The organism is Amycolatopsis alkalitolerans, assembly GCF_006152065.1.
Lineage (GTDB): Bacteria > Actinomycetota > Actinomycetes > Mycobacteriales > Pseudonocardiaceae > Amycolatopsis_E > Amycolatopsis_E alkalitolerans.
Genome location: NZ_VDFW01000002.1, coordinates 366576 through 383457, shown reverse-complemented (window position 1 = coordinate 383457; position 16882 = coordinate 366576). Strand labels below are relative to the sequence as shown.

The 16882-nt window shown below is 68.4% G+C and carries 17 protein-coding genes and 2 pseudogenes; 2 read left to right on the top strand and 17 right to left on the bottom strand.

Going from position 1 to position 16882, the window contains the following annotated elements; all coding sequences use genetic code 11:
- From FG385_RS03950 to FG385_RS03935, 4 genes and pseudogenes are all read right to left on the bottom strand, one after another.
- Positions 1–122 (bottom strand): annotated as a pseudogene (locus FG385_RS03950) (acyl-CoA dehydrogenase family protein); the annotation flags it as partial.
- A 34-nt stretch (positions 123–156) separates the two neighbouring features.
- Positions 157–1161: a VOC family protein gene (locus FG385_RS03945; RefSeq protein ID WP_160148724.1), complete on the bottom strand. Its 1005-nt coding sequence runs from the start codon at positions 1159–1161 to the stop codon at positions 157–159.
- A 9-nt stretch (positions 1162–1170) separates the two neighbouring features.
- Complete coding sequence (locus FG385_RS03940; RefSeq protein ID WP_160148723.1) at positions 1171–1971, bottom strand: SDR family NAD(P)-dependent oxidoreductase; 801 nt, start codon at positions 1969–1971, stop codon at positions 1171–1173.
- A 56-nt stretch (positions 1972–2027) separates the two neighbouring features.
- Positions 2028–2384, bottom strand: a pseudogene (locus FG385_RS03935) (SDR family NAD(P)-dependent oxidoreductase); the annotation flags it as partial.
- A gap of 278 nt (positions 2385–2662) precedes the next feature.
- Between FG385_RS03935 and FG385_RS03930 the strand changes: the two are divergent.
- Positions 2663–4012, top strand: coding sequence for an aromatic ring-hydroxylating oxygenase subunit alpha (locus tag FG385_RS03930; protein ID WP_200834283.1), 1350 nt, complete (start codon positions 2663–2665; stop codon positions 4010–4012).
- 39 nt (positions 4013–4051) lie between these two features.
- Positions 4052–4252 (top strand): transposase, encoded by a 201-nt coding sequence (locus FG385_RS03925; RefSeq protein ID WP_139095175.1) that lies wholly within the window; start codon positions 4052–4054, stop codon positions 4250–4252.
- A gap of 68 nt (positions 4253–4320) precedes the next feature.
- On the opposite strand, the gene FG385_RS03920 is transcribed toward FG385_RS03925, so the two are convergent.
- From FG385_RS03920 to FG385_RS03860, 13 genes are all read right to left on the bottom strand, one after another.
- Positions 4321–5274, bottom strand: a complete 954-nt coding sequence (locus FG385_RS03920; RefSeq protein WP_139095220.1) for an aldo/keto reductase — start codon at positions 5272–5274, stop codon at positions 4321–4323.
- 14 nt (positions 5275–5288) lie between these two features.
- Positions 5289–6479 carry an NAD(P)/FAD-dependent oxidoreductase gene (locus FG385_RS03915; protein WP_139095174.1) on the bottom strand — a complete coding sequence of 397 codons (1191 nt, stop codon included), beginning with the start codon at positions 6477–6479 and terminating at the stop codon, positions 5289–5291.
- Positions 6479–6694: a ferredoxin gene (locus tag FG385_RS03910; RefSeq protein ID WP_139095173.1), complete on the bottom strand. Its 216-nt coding sequence runs from the start codon at positions 6692–6694 to the stop codon at positions 6479–6481. Before FG385_RS03910 ends, FG385_RS03915 begins: the two co-directional genes overlap by 1 nt.
- A gap of 49 nt (positions 6695–6743) precedes the next feature.
- On the bottom strand, positions 6744–7679 hold the full coding sequence (locus FG385_RS03905) for an MBL fold metallo-hydrolase (RefSeq protein WP_139095172.1): 936 nt from the start codon (positions 7677–7679) through the stop codon (positions 6744–6746).
- A gap of 174 nt (positions 7680–7853) precedes the next feature.
- Positions 7854–8615, bottom strand: a complete 762-nt coding sequence (gene fabG, locus FG385_RS03900; protein ID WP_139095171.1) for a 3-oxoacyl-ACP reductase FabG — start codon at positions 8613–8615, stop codon at positions 7854–7856.
- 36 nt (positions 8616–8651) lie between these two features.
- Positions 8652–9869, bottom strand: a complete 1218-nt coding sequence (locus tag FG385_RS03895; protein ID WP_139095170.1) for an acetyl-CoA C-acetyltransferase — start codon at positions 9867–9869, stop codon at positions 8652–8654.
- Between the two features lie 28 nt (positions 9870–9897).
- Positions 9898–11361 carry a flavin-containing monooxygenase gene (locus FG385_RS03890; protein WP_139095169.1) on the bottom strand — a complete coding sequence of 488 codons (1464 nt, stop codon included), beginning with the start codon at positions 11359–11361 and terminating at the stop codon, positions 9898–9900.
- Positions 11358–12101 (bottom strand): enoyl-CoA hydratase/isomerase family protein, encoded by a 744-nt coding sequence (locus FG385_RS03885; RefSeq protein WP_139095168.1) that lies wholly within the window; start codon positions 12099–12101, stop codon positions 11358–11360. Before FG385_RS03885 ends, FG385_RS03890 begins: the two co-directional genes overlap by 4 nt.
- Positions 12094–13311 (bottom strand): CaiB/BaiF CoA transferase family protein, encoded by a 1218-nt coding sequence (locus tag FG385_RS03880; protein WP_139095167.1) that lies wholly within the window; start codon positions 13309–13311, stop codon positions 12094–12096. The genes FG385_RS03885 and FG385_RS03880 overlap by 8 nt, the downstream gene beginning before the upstream one ends.
- Complete coding sequence (locus FG385_RS03875; RefSeq protein ID WP_139095166.1) at positions 13308–14087, bottom strand: enoyl-CoA hydratase/isomerase family protein; 780 nt, start codon at positions 14085–14087, stop codon at positions 13308–13310. Before FG385_RS03875 ends, FG385_RS03880 begins: the two co-directional genes overlap by 4 nt.
- Positions 14088–14174: 87 nt before the next feature.
- Positions 14175–14663 carry a nuclear transport factor 2 family protein gene (locus FG385_RS03870; protein ID WP_160148722.1) on the bottom strand — a complete coding sequence of 163 codons (489 nt, stop codon included), beginning with the start codon at positions 14661–14663 and terminating at the stop codon, positions 14175–14177.
- Between the two features lie 153 nt (positions 14664–14816).
- On the bottom strand, positions 14817–15830 hold the full coding sequence (locus FG385_RS03865; RefSeq protein ID WP_200834282.1) for an alpha-ketoacid dehydrogenase subunit beta: 1014 nt from the start codon (positions 15828–15830) through the stop codon (positions 14817–14819).
- A complete protein-coding gene (locus tag FG385_RS03860) occupies positions 15827–16846 on the bottom strand; it encodes a thiamine pyrophosphate-dependent dehydrogenase E1 component subunit alpha (RefSeq protein ID WP_139095164.1) in 1020 nt (339 codons plus the stop codon). The genes FG385_RS03865 and FG385_RS03860 overlap by 4 nt, the downstream gene beginning before the upstream one ends.
- Positions 16847–16882: the final 36 nt, after the last annotated feature.

The window sequence follows — 16882 nt, the reverse complement described above, 5'->3', positions numbered from 1 at the left end:
GTGTCCGCGTGCTCCAACTCCTGGGCATGCGGAATGATCTCCTTGTCCACGAACGAACGGACGGTGGACAGGATCTCGACCTGCACCTCGGTGAGGCCGACTGTCTGGGCCAGGCGGGCCATACGGAAACTCCTCGAGTTCGAGCCGACCGTGTGGTCAGCGGGATGGGCTACCGGGCGGCACGGGTGAACGCTCTTCGAGCAGTTCGATGAGCTCGCCGTCCGGGCCGTAGGCGTAGAAGCTGCGGTGGCGGCCCAAGTCCACCGGTTCACTCACGGTCACCACCCCGGCTGACGTCAGTTCTGCGCGCACCGCGTCGACGTCGTCGACCTGCAGAGCGACATGGGCGAGACCGATGTCCGCCGGCCTGCGGACCCCCGTCGGCACCTGACCGGCAGGCGATCGGTAGGACACGAGCTCGACCCGGTCGGGCCCGGCGGCGAGGAGCGCCCACGATCCCCGCAGGACTTCGTCGTCATACCCGGTGACGGTCGCCATTCCCCCGATGCTTTCGATGGCCGGCTGCGTCGCGACCACGGTCAGTCCCAGCCGCTCGGTATAGAAAGCGATGGACCGCGCCAGGTCGGACACGCTGATCGCGACGTGGTTCACCCCGGACACCCGCGACCGGGTCCGGGTCGCCGATCCGCGAGAACCCGCCGTATCCGCGATGTCGCGCAGAAACGGCAACGACTGATCCACGGGCCGTCGCACGCAGCCGACGATCTTCCAGGTTCCCTCGACCTGGCGCAACGTCCACCTGTTGAACTGCAGGCTGAACCCGCTCGGGTCGTCGTTGCCTGCCGTCCGGAACACGACGGCGTACGAGTCGACCTGCGCGGTGCCTTCGCTGACCTCGACCGTCCGCGGTCCACACAGGTGGTGCTGCATGCGACCGCGGAGGGCACGCACGGTGCCGTTGTCGACGAGTTCCGTGCGCAGCCGCTCGCGACCCGCGATGCGCGTGGTCGCCGCCGGGTCGCCCGATTCGTAGTCCGGGACGTCCATGAACGCGTCCTCGCAGAACAGATCGAGCCAGGCCGCTACGGCGCCACAGTCGCTGTAGAAGCCATAGCGGGACAGCAGGTCCTCGATGTCACGAAGGGCGCACAACTCCGCGAGCTCGCGCCGGAGCTCGTCAAGTCCGGAAGTCAAGGTCATCGCCATCCCTCAGGTGGTCACGGGACTGCGCAGCGTCAACCCGCCGTCCGCGTAGACGATCTGCCCGGTCACCCAGTCCGTCTGGAGCATCGCGGCGACCGCCTGTGCGATGTCCTCGCCCCGGCCGTGGCGTTGCTCGATCGGGACGTGCTTGACGATCTCCGACGCGAACTCCGCCGGACGTGCGTCGGACTTCTTCGTGACCCCCGCATTCGGCCGGCTGGGGCCCCGCATCGGGGTCTCCATCAGTCCGGGGCCGACCGCGTTGACCCTGATCCCGAGCGGACCCAACTCGGCGGCAGCGACCCGCGTCAGCTGGTTGAGCGCCGCCTTCGACGCCGAATACGCCGCGAGCCCGGGCTCGGCGACCGGGCCCGAGGAAATGCTCGAGACGTTGACGACGGATCCGGGGCGGCGGGCATCGGAGAGGCGCCGCGCGAAGGACCGCATGCAGTTCGCGACGCCGACGACGTTGGTCCTGAGTACGCGCTCCCATGTTTCGGGCGCAGTGAAGACCTCGTCCCATTCCGTGCCCGTGGCCGACGTCGCCAGCGGGCTGAACCCACCGGAAACGGCGGCCACCGTCACCAGAATCGCGGGGACACCCCACCGGGCGACTGTCTGCTCCATCGCCGCCTCGACCGATTCCGCGGAACCGACATCACACGAGATCACCCCGTCCTGGCCGCCCTCGACGTAGAGGTCCCACGCCACCGGACGAGCCCCATGCTTGGCCAGCAGGGCGATCACACTCTGGCCGATCGCACCGGTACCACCGGTGACCACGGCAACCGCGCCGTCGATTTCCATTCGCTCCTCCATCGCCCACGGCCAGCTGCGCGGGCCTCGAATTGTGGTGCACTAACTCAGAAACGGCACCCGTCGACGGGGATGAGCGCACCGCTGACGAAGCGCGCCGCATCGGACGCGAGGAACGCGACCACACCGGCGAGGTCCGCCGGCACACCCGGTCTCCTGAGCGAGGTCCGGTCCAGCAGCGCCCGGTACACCGGGTTGCTCGCGATCGCGTCGGCGGTCACGTGGCGGTCGTCCACGATCAGCCCCGGAGCGATCGCGTTCGCACGGATGTTCCACTCGCCCCACTCGCGCGCCATGTACCTGGTCAACACGACCAGCGCACCCTTCGCGACACCGTATGCGGCCATCCCCGGGGCCGGGAAGGCGGTGCCGGTGGGTGAGCTGATGTTGACGAACGCGCCACCACCAGCTGCCGCCGGTGATCAGCACTACCTTGCCGTCCAGCTTCGATGCCACCGCCACCTTCTCATCCAAGCTTGCTCGGTTCCAACCTTCAAGCATAACTACACGGCAGCGCTGACCGGCTTGCGAGCAGCCCTTCGCTCAAGTTATGATTTCTATGTATTAACATAATTGGGCGCGCATTGCTACGCTGGTGAAGCGGCTCCCACACTCGGTCTGTGGATGGTGATCAACTTTGTCTCAGGATCTCAACGGCTCAACCGGTCCGCGCGTTCAAGAGGTGCTGAAGCGGGAACACCGGGATGTGCCGGAAGTCCTGCGCCGCGAGAGCGCGACCGATCTCGGCGTCGAGGCGATCCCCATCGATCGGTATCTCTCCCGCGAGTTCCACGAGCTCGAGGTCGAGAAGGTGTGGCGCAAGGTCTGGCAGATGGCCTGCCGCGAGGAGCAGATCCCCAACGTCGGCGACCACGTTGTGTACGACATCGTCGACGACTCCTTCCTCGTCGTGCGGACCGGCCCGCACGAGATCAAGGCGTTCCTCAACGTCTGCCTGCACCGTGGCCGGCGGCTGCGCACCGAAGGCGGATGCGTGCCGAACTTCCGGTGCCCGTTCCACGGGTTCACCTGGAACATCGACGGGACGTTCGCCGAGAACCCGAGCGGCTGGGACTTCCCGCAGGTCGATCCGGAGCGCTTCAGCCTGCCGCAGGTGAAGGTCGGCAGCTGGGGCGGCTTCGTCTTCATCAACATGGACCGCAACGCGGCACCACTGGACGTGTACCTGGAGACCCTGCCCGACCACTTCAAGCACCGCCCGCTGGAAGACCGGTACACCTCGATCCACATCGCCAAGATCATCCCGGCGAACTGGAAGGTGACCGCCGAGGCGTTCCTGGAGTCCTTCCACCTCATCGCGACCCACCCGCAGCTGCTGGGCAGCACGGCGGACGAGAGCACGGAGTACACGGTGTGGCCCGACCAGCGCCACATCAGCCGCGCGATCACGGTCGCGGGCTACTCCAGCCCGCATATGAAGGGCACCGACGACGACACCATCATGGCCAACTACCTGCTCAACCGGCAGTACTACGGGCGGGCGATGGAGGGCCGCGACCTGGTGGCGGACGACCTGAAGGTCGCCGACGGGCAGACTCCCCGTGAGTTCATCGCCGAGCAGCTCCGCACGCAGCTCAAGCCCCTGCTCGGGGACGACGCCGCGGAAACCGCGACGGACTGCGAAATCCTGGATCCGATCGCCTACACCGTCTTCCCGAACTTCGCGCCGTGGATGGCCGCGGGCCCGTCACTGGTGTACCGCTTCCGGCCCAACGGCGACGACCACGAGACGTCCATCCTCGACGTCATGTTCCTCAGCCCGTATCCCCCCGGCACCGAACGCCCGAAACCCGCCAAGGTCAAATGGCTTCGGGAGGACCAGGAGTGGACCGACGCCGAGGAACTCGGCCGGCTGGGCCCGGTGCTCAACCAGGACGCGAACAACATCCCGGAGGTCCAGCGAGGCATGAAGGCCTTGCGGCACTATCGCCGGGGCCTGATGATGTCGCGCTACCAGGAATCGCGTATCCGCCATTTCCACAAGACCCTGATGGAATACATCAATCAGTGACCGTCTTCTTCGGCGATCGGAACAATGAGAGGAAGACCCATGCAGGTCAGGCATCCCCTATACAACCAGGTGTTCGAACAGCAACCAGACGGCCTGGTCCGGGTCGAGGACCTCGACGCCGGCACGATCGGCTACTTCGACCGGCGTGGACACCACATCCGCGGTGACCTCACCTGGGCCGACCCACAGCTAATCGACTGGGTAGGCGGCAGGCCACTACCCGTCGCGAAGCAGGCCTGACAGCCTCTCCGCTCCCCTTCCACGTCAGAAAGGGCGTTCCCCGGGCGGGGAACGCCCTTTTCGGGCAACTAGCCGGCACTCTTCCTGGTCAGTGCGTCGAGATCGGCCAGGTCGGCGGCGGAGGGCTGCCACCTCACCGCACGCACGTTGGCGCGCACCTGGTCCGCGCTGGTCGCACCCGCGATGACCGACGAGACCGCCTGTTGCGCGGCCAGGCCACCGATCGCGACGTCGAGCAGCGAGAGCTCCCGTTGCCCGGCGAACGCCTCGAGCGCCTCGATCGCGTCGAACGTCTCGTCACGAAGGACGGACTGCAAGCCCCACGCCTGTATCCGGCTGCCCTCCGGAACATCCGCACCACGGCGATACTTGCCGGTCAGCAGCCCGCTGGCGAGCGGATAGTACGGCAGCAGCCCGATCCCGTACTCACGAAGCGCGGGCACCACATCCTGCTCGATATCGCGGCGCAGCAGGTTGTACTCGTTCTGCGCACTGACGAAATGCTCGAATCCGCGCTGCCTGGCCGTCCACTCGGCGTGCGCCACCTGCCACCCGGTGAAGTTCGAATGCCCGAGGTAGCGGACCTTTCCCTCATGCACAAGGTCGTCGAGCGTGGACAGTGTCTCCTCGATCGGGGTGAGCGCGTCGGGCCGGTGCAACTGGTAGAGATCGATCCAGTCGGTTCTCAGGCGGCGAAGCGAGGCTTCCACCGCCCGCCGGACATAGCGCCGTGCCCCTCGGGCGTTCCAGTCATCGCCGTTGTCGTTGCCCAGCCGCCGCACATCGCTGCCGAACTTGGTGGCGATCACGACGTTGTCCCGGTGCCCGCGCAGGATCTCCCCGAGGCGTTCCTCCGACGCGCCATAAACGTCGGCCGTGTCGAACAGGGTGATCCCCGCATCCAGAGCAGCGTGCACAACCTCCCGGCTCGTGTCGAAGTCGAGCTTCATGCCGAGGTTGTTCGTGCCCAGCCCGACGACGGACACCACGAGGCCGGATCTGCCGAGGCGGCGCAGCGGCATGTCCACTTGTCCACTCACCTTCCCGCCGGCCGGCCGCCGGACGACCGCTCGATCTCCTTGCGGTAGTAGCCATAGCGCGCGGTGAGACCCAGCAGCACCACGCCGACCAGCCTTCCCTCCCGGTGGTAGCCGACGGCGGCCTCGCCGCCCAGCTCACCTTCCAGGACTCGCACGTCGTCGCCACCGAGCCCGGGTGCCCCGAACGCTTGCAGCCGGATGGATGCCTGGTGGCTCCAGAACGAAGGCACCGGCGCGAAAGCATCGCCACAACCCGCGCCGCGCAGGTGGGCCGCGAGCACCTGGCCTGCTCGTTTGGCCGTGTCGACGGCCGTGACCCAATGCTCGACTCGCCGGGGAACCTCGTCGAACAGCGCGTTCGGGAACCGGGCGACGTCCCCGCACGCCACCACGTCGGGCCGGTGCTCGACCCGGAGGTGCTCGTCGCAGCGGACCCCGTCGGACAGGTCCAGCCCATTGCCGCTAAGCCATTCGACGTTCGGCCTGCTGCCCACCGCTTCGAGCACGGCGTCGGCCGCGATCTCCGTCCAGTCCGCGAGCACGACACTGCGCACCCTGGCCTCGCCGCGGAACTCCACCGGGACCGTGCCGAGGTGGAACAGCACGCCCAGCGCTTCCAGCCGGCGCCGTATCTCGGTACCGACGAGCGGACCGAGCGGCCGTTCGATCGGCACGGTTTCCGGTGCGACCACGTGGGTTTTGACGCCGCGCGCCGCCGCCGCGGCGGCGACCTCACAACCGATGAAACCGGCGCCGATGACGACCAGCGACCGCACCTCATCGAAAGCCGACAGCAATCTGTCGCGGTCCTCGAGGCTACGCAACACGTACCGGCCGGCAGCGGGCTCGGGGAGGTCGAGCCTGCGCGGGCGCAGACCGGACGCGACGACGAGCCCGGTCCAGGACAGCACGTCGCCCGACTCGAGTCGTACGGTGCGCGCGGAAAGATCCGAGCCGGTGACCGCCTGCCCGAGACGCCATTCGACCTCGGCGGCGTGCCTGCCCGGCTTCAGCCACTCGACCGGGTCGGCACCGTCGAGCGTCTTGGACAGGGGCGGGCGGTTGTAGGGCATATGCCGCTCGGCGCCCAGGACGACGACCTCCCCGGGAAAGCCCGCCCTGCGCACCGATTCGGCCGCGCGCAGTCCGGCGAGCGACGCACCGACGACGACAACTCGGTCCGTCATCAGTCGACTTGGCGGATCGCCTGAACGGGGCACACGTCGATCGCCTCTTCGACGTCCTCGGCGACGGAGCCAGGAAGCTCGCCGGACACGTACTCGTCCTTCGCCACCGCGCGGAACGACAGCTCTCCGTTGTCGTCCAACGAGAACACCTCGGACGCCGAGTAGGTGCACTGGCCGTGGTTCTGGCACTTGGTGAGGTCGACGGCGATTTTCATGTCACTTCTCCAGTCGGATCTTGCGGTATCTGGGGTAACGGCGCGCGTTTCAGGCGTGGCTGTGCACTGGACGGCCCAGCCACGCCTCCGTGTCGCGCCACATCGCCGGCATGTCGATCCGACTCTCGGCGGCCTCGCCGCCGAGTTCGTGCATAGCGCGATACAGGTTGCCGACGATGCGCTCGTTGTCCAGCCAGCTCTCGAACTCCCCCAGCGAGGCGCCACGAGCGATTTCCAGCGGGGTTCGTCCCTTCGCGAGTCCGTCGGCGGCGAGGTCGAGCACGAACCGCACGTAGCGCTCTGTCTCGTCGATGACGCCGGCCGAGCAAAGCGCACCGTGACCGGGAACGACGTGTTCGGCGTCCAGGTTGCGGAGCAGGTCGAGAACCGGGAGGAAGCCGCGTGCACTGCCGCCGACGAAGGTCGGCGTGCAGTTGCTCAGCAACAGATCGCCCGCGAACAACACCGACCGTTCGGGCACGAACACCGCCGTGTTCCCCGCGCAGTGCGCCACGCCGGGAAAGAAGGCCTCGACGGTCATGTCCCCGACATGGATCCGGGCGCTCGTCTCATAGGTGAGGGCAGCCGGGGTGGGGCGAGCCTCGCCGAAGTCGACCGTCGTGAAGCGGCGGGCCGACGCTCCGGCGTCCATGCGAAGTACCGCGTCGCGAGTACTGGTGTGCGAAACGACGGTGGCCTCGGGAAACCATCCGTTGCCGTAAACGTGATCACCGTGATGGTGGGTGTTGACGATGAAGTCCGGCGGTGCCGAAGCCGTCGCCGTCACCATCTCCCGCAGGATCCGGTTGCGGCTCTCCGTGAAGAAGGTGTCGACCAGCACCGAGACTCCGTCGGCACAGATCAGCCCGGCGTTGCTCAGCCCCCACCCCCCGTCGGCCTGTACGACGGCGAACACCCCGGGGACAAGCTTCTCCTGGCACGGGTACGTCTCCGTGGACAACGAGTCCACGTCACCAACGCTCATCTGGCAGTCCAATCCGGTCACGTGCAGGATGCCGCGACGTCCGTGAGGACGCCGCCGGCGGCCGTCACCCCATCCACACGAGCAACCTTGTTAGAGGGCGCTCTAATTATGTTAGTAACAACATAGCTTGTTAGTCAAACATGCGACGGGCGGGTTCGTGCCGGTACACGGCGGTCAGCCGCGCGGGCCGCCCGCGACGTACAGCACCTGCCCGGAGACGAAACCCGCCCCGGGACTCACGAAGAAGGACACCGCGTGCGCGATGTCGTCCGGAACACCTGCCCGGCCGACCGGGATCTGCGCGGCCCTGGCGGCGACGTAGGCTTCCCAGTCCTGCCCGATGCGCTGGGCGGTCGCCTTGGTCATGTCGGTCTGGACGAAACCGGGTGCGATCGAGTTGACGGTGACACCGAACTTGCCGAGTTCGAGCGCGAGGGTCTTGGTGAACCCCTGTAGGCCCGCCTTCGCCGTCGCGTAGTTCGCCTGGCCGCGGTTGCCCAGCGCGGACGTGCTGGAAAGGTTCACGATGCGGCCCCAGGAAGCCGCCACCATGTACCGCTGGACCTCCCGGCTCATCAGGAACGCACCGCGAAGATGGACGCCGAGAACCGCGTCCCAATCGGCATCGGCCATCTTGAAGAGCAGGTTGTCGCGGGTCACGCCGGCGTTGTTGACCAGCACGGCCGGCGCACCGAGTGTGTCGTGCACTCGGGTCACCGCGGCGCGCACCTGGTCGGCATCGGAGACGTCCGCACTCACCCCGATCGCGCGGACGCCGCTCGACTCGATATCGGCGGCCACCTTCTCGGCGGTGTCCTCCTTGAGGTCCAGTACGGCGACCGCGAAGCCGTCGCTCGCCAGGCGTCGTGCGGTCGCGGCACCGATTCCCTGCGCTGCCCCGGTCACGATGGCGACCTTTTCACTGTTCGACGTCAAGTGGTGCTCCTTTCGGTGTTGAGAACCGGGCCAGACTCAGGACGTCACCCGCTCGAACACCGCGGCCAGTCCCTGACCACCGCCGATGCACATCGTCTCGACCCCATAGCGGACGTCGCGCCGGACCATTTCCCGGGCCAGCGTCGCCAGGATCCGGCCGCCGGTCGCACCGACCGGGTGGCCCAGCGAGATTCCCGAGCCGCTGACATTGAGGCGGTCGAAGTCGCCGACGGTGAATCCCCACTCGCGGGTGCACGCCAGCACCTGGGCCGCGAACGCCTCGTTGAGCTCGATCAGATCGATGTCCTTCAGCGCCAACTCGGCCGCGTCCAGCGCCTTCGCGACCGCCGGCACCGGTCCGATGCCCATCGTTCGCGGCGGGACACCGCCGACGCCCCACGACACGACCCGCACCAGCGGGCGCAGCCCGTACTCGGCCGCCTTGCGGGCAGTGGTCACCACGCAGACGGCGGCGCCGTCGTTCTGCCCTGACGCGTTGCCTGCGGTCACCGTGGCGTCCGGGTCGTCCCGGCCGAGCACCGGGTGCAGCCGGGCCAGCGAGCCGACGGAAGTGTGCGGCCTGATGTGCTCGTCGCGATCGACCACGACGGTTTCCTTGCGGCGCTTGACCTCCACCGGCACGATCTCGTCGTCGAACTGCCCGGCCGCCGCGGCGGCAGCGGCCCGGTGGTGGCTGCGTACCGCGTATTCGTCCTGCTCCTGGCGCGAGATCGAGTACTCCCGCCGTAGGTTCTCCGCGGTTTCGAGCATGCCGCCCGGGACGGGAAAGTTCTTGCCGCCCGCGGTGAGGCGACCGGTCGTCAGCGCGTCCTGCAGCAGGACGCCCGGACCGGATTTCACCCCCCAGCGCATGCTCGTGGAGTAGAAGGGCGCGTTGGACATCGATTCCGCGCCGCCGGCCAGCACGAGCTCGCTGACGCCGGTCTGGACCTGCATGGCCGCGTACAGCACGGCCTGCAGCCCGGACCCGCACCGGCGGTCGATCTGCAGCCCGGAGGCGGTCACCGGCAGCCCCGCGTCGAGCGCGGCCACCCGGCCGATCGCGGGGGCGTCCATGGTCGGGTAGCAGTTGCCGAGCAGCACGTCGTCGACCGCTGCCGGGGCCAGGTTCGTGCGATCGAGCAGTGCCCGGATCACGGTCGCGGCCAGCTCATGCGGCGCGACGTCGCGAAGGGTCCCGCCGAATCCGCCAACTGGGGTGCGCAACGGCTCGCAGATCACCGCGTCGTCCACGTCGTCTCCTCCCTGTGCTCGTGCCGGTTCAGCGCAACGCCTTGACTGGCAGTCCGAAGGTCTCGAAGTCGTCCAGGTTCAGCTCGTCGTACTGGCGGCCGTGCTCGGCGCGGGTGAACGGCCAGATGACCTGGGTGCCGCTCGCGTCGGTGTACCAGTTGTCGCACAACGAATAGGTGGTGTTCGGCAGCCGGTCGCGGATGGTCTGTACGAAACGCTCGGTCGCCGCGCGGGTCGGCGCCATCGGCTTGCCCTCGCGCCCGATGACATCCAGCAGCCTGAGCAGGTAGCCGACCTCGTCCCGCAGGCACAGCGGGATCGCCAATGAGTTGATCGGTGCGAACGGACCGTTAAGCAGGAACAGGTTCGGCATCTGCGGAAGGCCGACCCCGCGGTAGGAGAACACCGAGTCCCGCCACAGCTCGTCGATCGTCACGCCGTTCGCACCGGTGATCCGCAGGGGCCGCATGTACGCGTGCGTGTCGAAGCCGGTCGCCAGCACGAGGACATCAACGGGGTGCTTGGTGCCGTCCGCATCGACGATCCCGTCGGGCTCGACGCCGCCGACCGGGCCGAACACCGGCCGCACGTTGGGCCGCTGCAGCACCTGGTAGTAGTCGGGCGACTTGGGGATGCGCTTGCAGCCGAGGGGTTCCGCCGGGGTGAGCCGCTTCCGCAGGACGGGGTCCGGGATCTCCCGCTCCAGCATGTCGAGGAACCGCTGGTTCGCCGCGTTGCGGTCGGCTCCGGGCTCCAGCCGCCACGTCTCGGGGCCCTCGGTCCTGACCCGGAGCCGCTGCATGCGCCGGTCCCAGTATTTCGCCGTCGCCGGAACACACAGCAGCACCTTCTCCAGCCAGGAGATTGGGGGATTCTCCTTGATCTGAATCCATTGCGGAGTGCGGATGAAGTGCACCACGTCGTGGCCGCGCTTGCCCAGTTCGCTGACGATCTGGATGCCGCTGGACCCGGTGCCGATCACGCCGATCCGCTTGCCGTCGAGAGACACCGAGTGATCCCACCGCGACGAATGGAACGCCGGCCCCTGAAAGCCGTCCAGGCCCGGGAAGCGCGGCATCTTCGGGACACGCAGGAAACCCGTCGCCACGAGCACGGCGTCGAACACGTGCGCCGACCCGTCCGCGGTGACGACCTCCCAGGCGTCGCCGCGCCACGTGGTGCCGGTGACCTCGGTGCCGAGCCGGATCAGCGGATACAGGTCCTTCTCGCGCGTGAACGACTTCAGGTACGCGCCGACCTCCACGCCCGGCGCGTAGCGGCGGGACCAGGCGCTGCTGCGCATCTCGGCGAACTCGTAGCTGCGCGTGATGACGTCGACATGCAGACCCGGATAGTCGTTGACGTGCCAGGTACCGCCGACGTCGGAGTCCTTCTCGAAGACCATGACGTCATGGCCCTGCTCGCGCAACCGGTACGCCGCATACAACCCGGCCATTCCGGCACCGACGATGCCCATCCGTAGTCGGCTCATGCCCGCTTCTCCTGATTCCCGGACTCTGTGGTGGTCTTCTTGGCGTTGGTGAGCCGGCTCTGCTCGGTTGATTCGTGCTCGGCCGCAGCGGCGAACTGGTCCCGAAGTCCCGCCCGCATCGTCGCCCGGACGGCGCGCACCGCGGGTGCCGGATTCCGGGCGAATTCCTCGGCGAAGGCGACTGCCGCGGACACGAGTTCGTCCGTCGGCACGACCGCGTCGGTCAAACCCGTCGCGGCTTCCGTGCCCACGCCGATCTTCGCCCCGCTCATCAGCATGCGAGCGGCGCGCTGCGGCCCCACCAGCCGAGGGAGGGTCACCGTCGTCCCGAAGCCGTGGTGCAGGCCGAGTGTGACGAAGTTCGGCCAGAAATACGCGTCGGCGGCGCAGACCCGGAAATCCGCGGCGAGCGCGAGACCGAATCCCGCGCCGATCGCACCTCCCCGCACGGCCGCGAGCCACGGCGTCGCGATGTCGAACAACGACGCGGCAGTCCGGTAGACGCTCGCCGAGTCGTCGCCCGGACCGCGAGGTGCCGTGAAGTCCCGCCCCGCGCAGAAGTGCTTCCCTTCCGCGACCAGCACGATCGCGTCGCAGCGAGGATCGTCGTCCAGCGTGCGCAGGCCGTCGAGCACCGCGTCCAGGACGGAACGGTTGAGGTAGTTGTTCGGCGCCCCGCACATCGTCACGACGCCGACCCTGGTTGCGGCGTCCGCCGATACGTTGACCAGCTCAGCCATGCGCACCGTCCCCGTGCGCGCTGAGGAGATCCGGATCGAGGTACGTCCGCGCCGGCCAGGTCCCGGTCTCGCCGAGCGCGTCGATGATCGCGGCCTGGTGCTCGCCGAGGCCGGGCGGCGGCAGTTCGGCGCGGCAGGGGGTGCCGGACAACGTGATCGCCGGTCCGGGCATCTTGATCGCGCCCAGCTTCGCGTGGTCCATCTCCACGATCATCTGCCTCGCCTCGGTCTGCGGATCGTTCAGCACGTCCTCGACGGAGTTCAGCGGGCTGTGCGGGATGCCGTGCTCGGTGAACGTGGCGACCCAGTACTCGGTGGTCTCCTCCTGGAATCGCCGGTCGAGCAGGGCCTTGAGCTCCTGCCGGTTCGCGACCCGCTTCGGGTTTTCCGCGAAGCGCGGATCGGTCCCCAGCTCGCCAAGGCACATCGCGTCCATCATGCGGCGGAACAACCCGTCGTTGAGGGCCCCGGCGATCACGTAGCCGTCCTTGACCGGGAACGCCTCGTAGGGAACGACATGCGGGGCCGCTGACCCGAGTTTCCGCGCCGGCGCCGTGCCTGTCGCGAAGTAGCCGACCGCCCGATACAGCAGCCAGGCGATCTGCGTCTCGAACATCGACGCCTCGACGTACTGACCCTGTCCGGTCCGCGCACGGGCGGCCAGGGCCAGCAGGATGGCCTGGTTGGCGTACATGGCCGCGCCGATGTCGCAGATGGAGACGTTCGCGCGGACCGGCTCTCCGCCTGGCGTGCCCGTGCTGGCCATCATGCCGGTGAACGCCTGCATGATCGCGTCGTACGCGGGCTGGTCGCTGCGGGGCCCGGTTCGGCCGAAACCGGAGATCGAGCAGTAGACGATACGGGGGTTGATCCGGGAGATCTCCTCGTAGCCGATGCCCAGGCGCGCGGTCACCCCGGTGCGGTAGTTCTCCACCAGGACGTCCGCGGACTCGCACAGCTCGAGAAAGGTCCGCCGGTCCTCATCCTTCTTGAGGTTCAGCACCATCGAACGCTTGTTGCGGTTGAGCGCCAGGAACTCGGCGCCCTCGCCCCCCCAGAACGGCGGCCCCATCCGGCGGGACGGGTCGCCGCCCGGCGGCTCGACCTTGATCACGTCGGCTCCGGCGTCGCCGAGCATCATCGAACACAGCGGACCGGCGAGCACCGTGGTGAGGTCGAGAACCCGCACGTCCTGCAGTGGGCGGGTCACGGCCGGCTCACCCCGGCGGTGTCGGGCGTGCCGCCCTGCCGGATCCGCACGCCGAAGTCCGGCGCCATGCGCGCGACGACCCGCACCTCCTTGGCGTACTCGATGCCCTGCTCGTAGCTCATGTCGCTCACTGCCCGCACGATGTCCTTGGTGAGCTGCACCGCGGACGGGTCGTGCGCGGCCACGGTCCCGGCGAACTCCATCGCGGCACCGAACGCCTCACCCCGGCCGACGACCCGGTTGACCAGGCCCAGCCGCTCGGCCCTGGCGGGATCGATCTTCGCGCCGGAGAGCACGAACTCCATCGTCGCCTTGCGGCCCACGGTGCGAAGCAGGGTCGGGATCACCGTCGCGGACGGCACGCCGGCGATCACCTCGGGGAATCCGAGGCGGACATCGTCCTCCACGATGGCCACGTCACACCAGTTCATGAGGTTGCAGCCCGCGCCGAGGGCGAAGCCGTGCACCGCGGCGACCGTCGGTTTCCGGTACCCCCACAAGGTCTTGTTCAACATGAGGATGGCGTTGTACTCGTCCCGGTCCTCGAGCGCCGATGCCGCTCGCATCCGGGTGAGGTCGGCGCCGGCACAGAACCCGCGCCCCGCGCCCCGGAGGACGACCGCCCGGCACGTGCCGTCGTCGGCGAGCCGGCGCAGCGACTGGGTGAGGGCGTCGACGACCGCCGGACTGAGCGGGTTCCGCCGATCCGGTTCGTTGAGCGTGAGCACACCGACACCGCCGGTGGTCTCGACCAGTACCGGATCTGCTGGCTGCATGGAAAGGCTCCTCGTACCGTGGCCGGACGTCCAGTAGTGTTCAGAATATCATTATTAGCTCGGCTATCAACATTATTGGGCCGCTCGTCACAACGCCCGCGCGACCCCGGCGGCGTAGGCCGCAAAGTAGGTCTCGTTCCCTTCGCCAAGGCCCAGTGCGCCCGTGCCGAGCGGGGTCGTCCGCCGGTAAGAGATGCGCCAGCCGTCCGCCGTCCGCACCAGATCGTCGTTGTACACGCCGACGAACACGTAGTCGCACGGCCGGACCGCGCCCTTGTCCCCCGAGAAACGAAGCCACGTCCAGCATTGCGCGTACGTCCTGGTCTTGGCCCGGTCGCCGTCCACTTCGATCTCGGTGTTGCTGATGAAATGCGCGGTGGCCTCCAGGTTCTCCGACGACCGCGCGAACATCGACTCGATCGCGTCCCAGCCGTGGATGGCCTGCCCGAACAGGTTGTGATCGTCGGTGCCGTCCTCGCTGAAGATCTCCCAGGCGGTGCCGTCGCGCGCGTCGCAGAGATGCGTGTAGCGGGTCAGCGGCGCGAGGATCTGCTGCTCGTCGACCAGCCGGCGCACCGCGGCGCCTGGTCGACGCCTGGCTCCGTCGTCGTGGCCGGATCGGCTGTCATCGCGCGTCGTCCTCGCCGCTGAGTACCCGCCGCACGGCGCGGACGTCATCGAGCCCCCTCACCTGGCCCTCGAGCGCGCTCATCCGATCGCCTCCGCCTGCTACTTCGCGAACAGGGCCCGCGCCGACGACGCGATGTCCGCCCCCATCGGCAAATAGCTCATGTCGGGGGCGAACGGCATGGGCGCGTACGGCGCGGCCACCCGCGCGACGGGCGCGGCGAGTTCGCCGAACAGCTCGTCGTAGATCTGGGTGGCGATCTCGGCGCCAGGGCCGCAGAACTCCGTGGCGCCATGAGTGATCACGACCCGGCGGGTTCGTGCGACCGACTCCAGCACCGTCGGCATGTCCAGCGGGACCAGGCTGCGCAGATCGATCACCTCCGCGCTGACTCCCTCGGCCTTCAGCTCCTCCGCCGCGGCGAGGGCCTGCGGGACCTGCACCCCGTATGACACGATCGTGACGTCGTTTCCCTGCCGCACGACGGACGCCTTGCCGAGTGGCACGGCGTACTCGCCGACCGGCACTTCCTGCTTCGGCGCGAACATCAACGCCAGCGGCTGCACGAACAGGCAGGGATCATCGTCGGCGATACAGCTGGCGAGCAACCCCTTGGCATCCATCGGGTTCGACGGCATGACGACCTTCATGCCCGGCGTGTGCATGAACCAAGCCTCGAGCGACTGCGTGTGCTGGGCGCCGAACCGGCCGCCCGCCACGAAGGTCGTGATCGTGATGGGCACGTTCGTCTCGCCGCCGGACATGTACCGCAACTTCGCCGCGTGGTTCGCGATCTGGTCCGCGCAGACCGCCAGGAAGTCGCAGAACATGATCTCGGCGATGGGCCGGTAGCCCGCGAGTGAGGCGCCGATGGCGGCGCCGATGATCGCCTGTTCGGCGATCGGCGTCGCACGCACCCGGTTCGGCCCGAACCGCGTCGAGAGCCCTTTGGTGGTACCGATGACGCCGCCGGGGGGATCGGCGACGTCCTCGCCGAGGACCAGCACCCGCGGGTCGGCTTCGAGCGCCAGCCCCATCGCGGAGCGCACCGCTTGCTGGCAGTTCATCTCCTCGGTCGTGGCGGATGTGCCGGCGACCAGCTGGGCGGCGGTCATGCGCGGGCCTTCCATTTCGTGGCGGGGATGGCGGCGGGATCGGCGAACACGTCGGTGAACAGCTCGTCGTCGGTCTGTGGTGGCGAGTCGATCGCCGCCTGCATCGCGTCCTCGACCAGCGTGTGGACGCGCGCGTCGATGCGGTCCAGTTCCCCGGCGGTCGCCGTGCCGGACTCGAGGAGCTGCTTGCGGAACGCCGGCGTGGGGTCGCGCTCCATCGCGGCGTCGAAGTCCTGCTTGGGCATGTATCCCCGGTCGGACGCTGCCGAGTGCGGACCGAGCCGGTAGGTGATGGCCTCCACGAACGCGGGTCCCGCACCGGAACGCGCGTGGTCCGCCGCATCCCGGAGCGCGCGCCACGTCGCCGGCACATCGAAGCCGTCGACCGCCACGCTGTGCATACCGTAGCTACGGGCCCGTTCCGACAGATCGGGGTTGCCGGCGTAGTCGACGAGCGCGGTGTGCTCGCCCCACTGGTTGTTCTGGCACACGAACACGATCGGCAGGTTCCAGAGCGCCGCGAGGTTCATCGCCTCGTGGTAAGCGCCGATGGAGGTGGCGCCGTCGCCGAACGTGGTGGCGGCGATCTGCCCCTCACCGTCGAGCTGCGCCGCGAGGGCCAGGCCGACCGCGATGGGTACCCCACCGCCGACGATCCCGCTGGTCGCCATCAGCCCGGCGTGGACGTCCACAAGATGCATCGGACCGCCCTTGCCTTTGCTGGTCCCGAGCTTGCGCCCGTAGGATTCCGCGATGACGCGGCGCAGCTCGACGCCCTTGGCCACGGCGTCCCCGAGGTTCCGGTACGTCGAGACCAGGTAGTCGGTCGGCTCGAGCACGTCGCCCAGCGCCGCACAGACGCCCTCCAGTCCGCGCACCGGGTACACAGCCGCGTTGAGGCGCCCAGCGCGGACGGCACCCACCGTCGCCGCCTCGCCCACGGAGATCGTGGCCATCGTCTCGTAGATGGCGCGCGGATCGGCCGGCATCGATCCGGCGCCGTTTCCCTCGTTCATCTCAACCTTCCCATTCTGCTGTGCCACGGCCGGAAT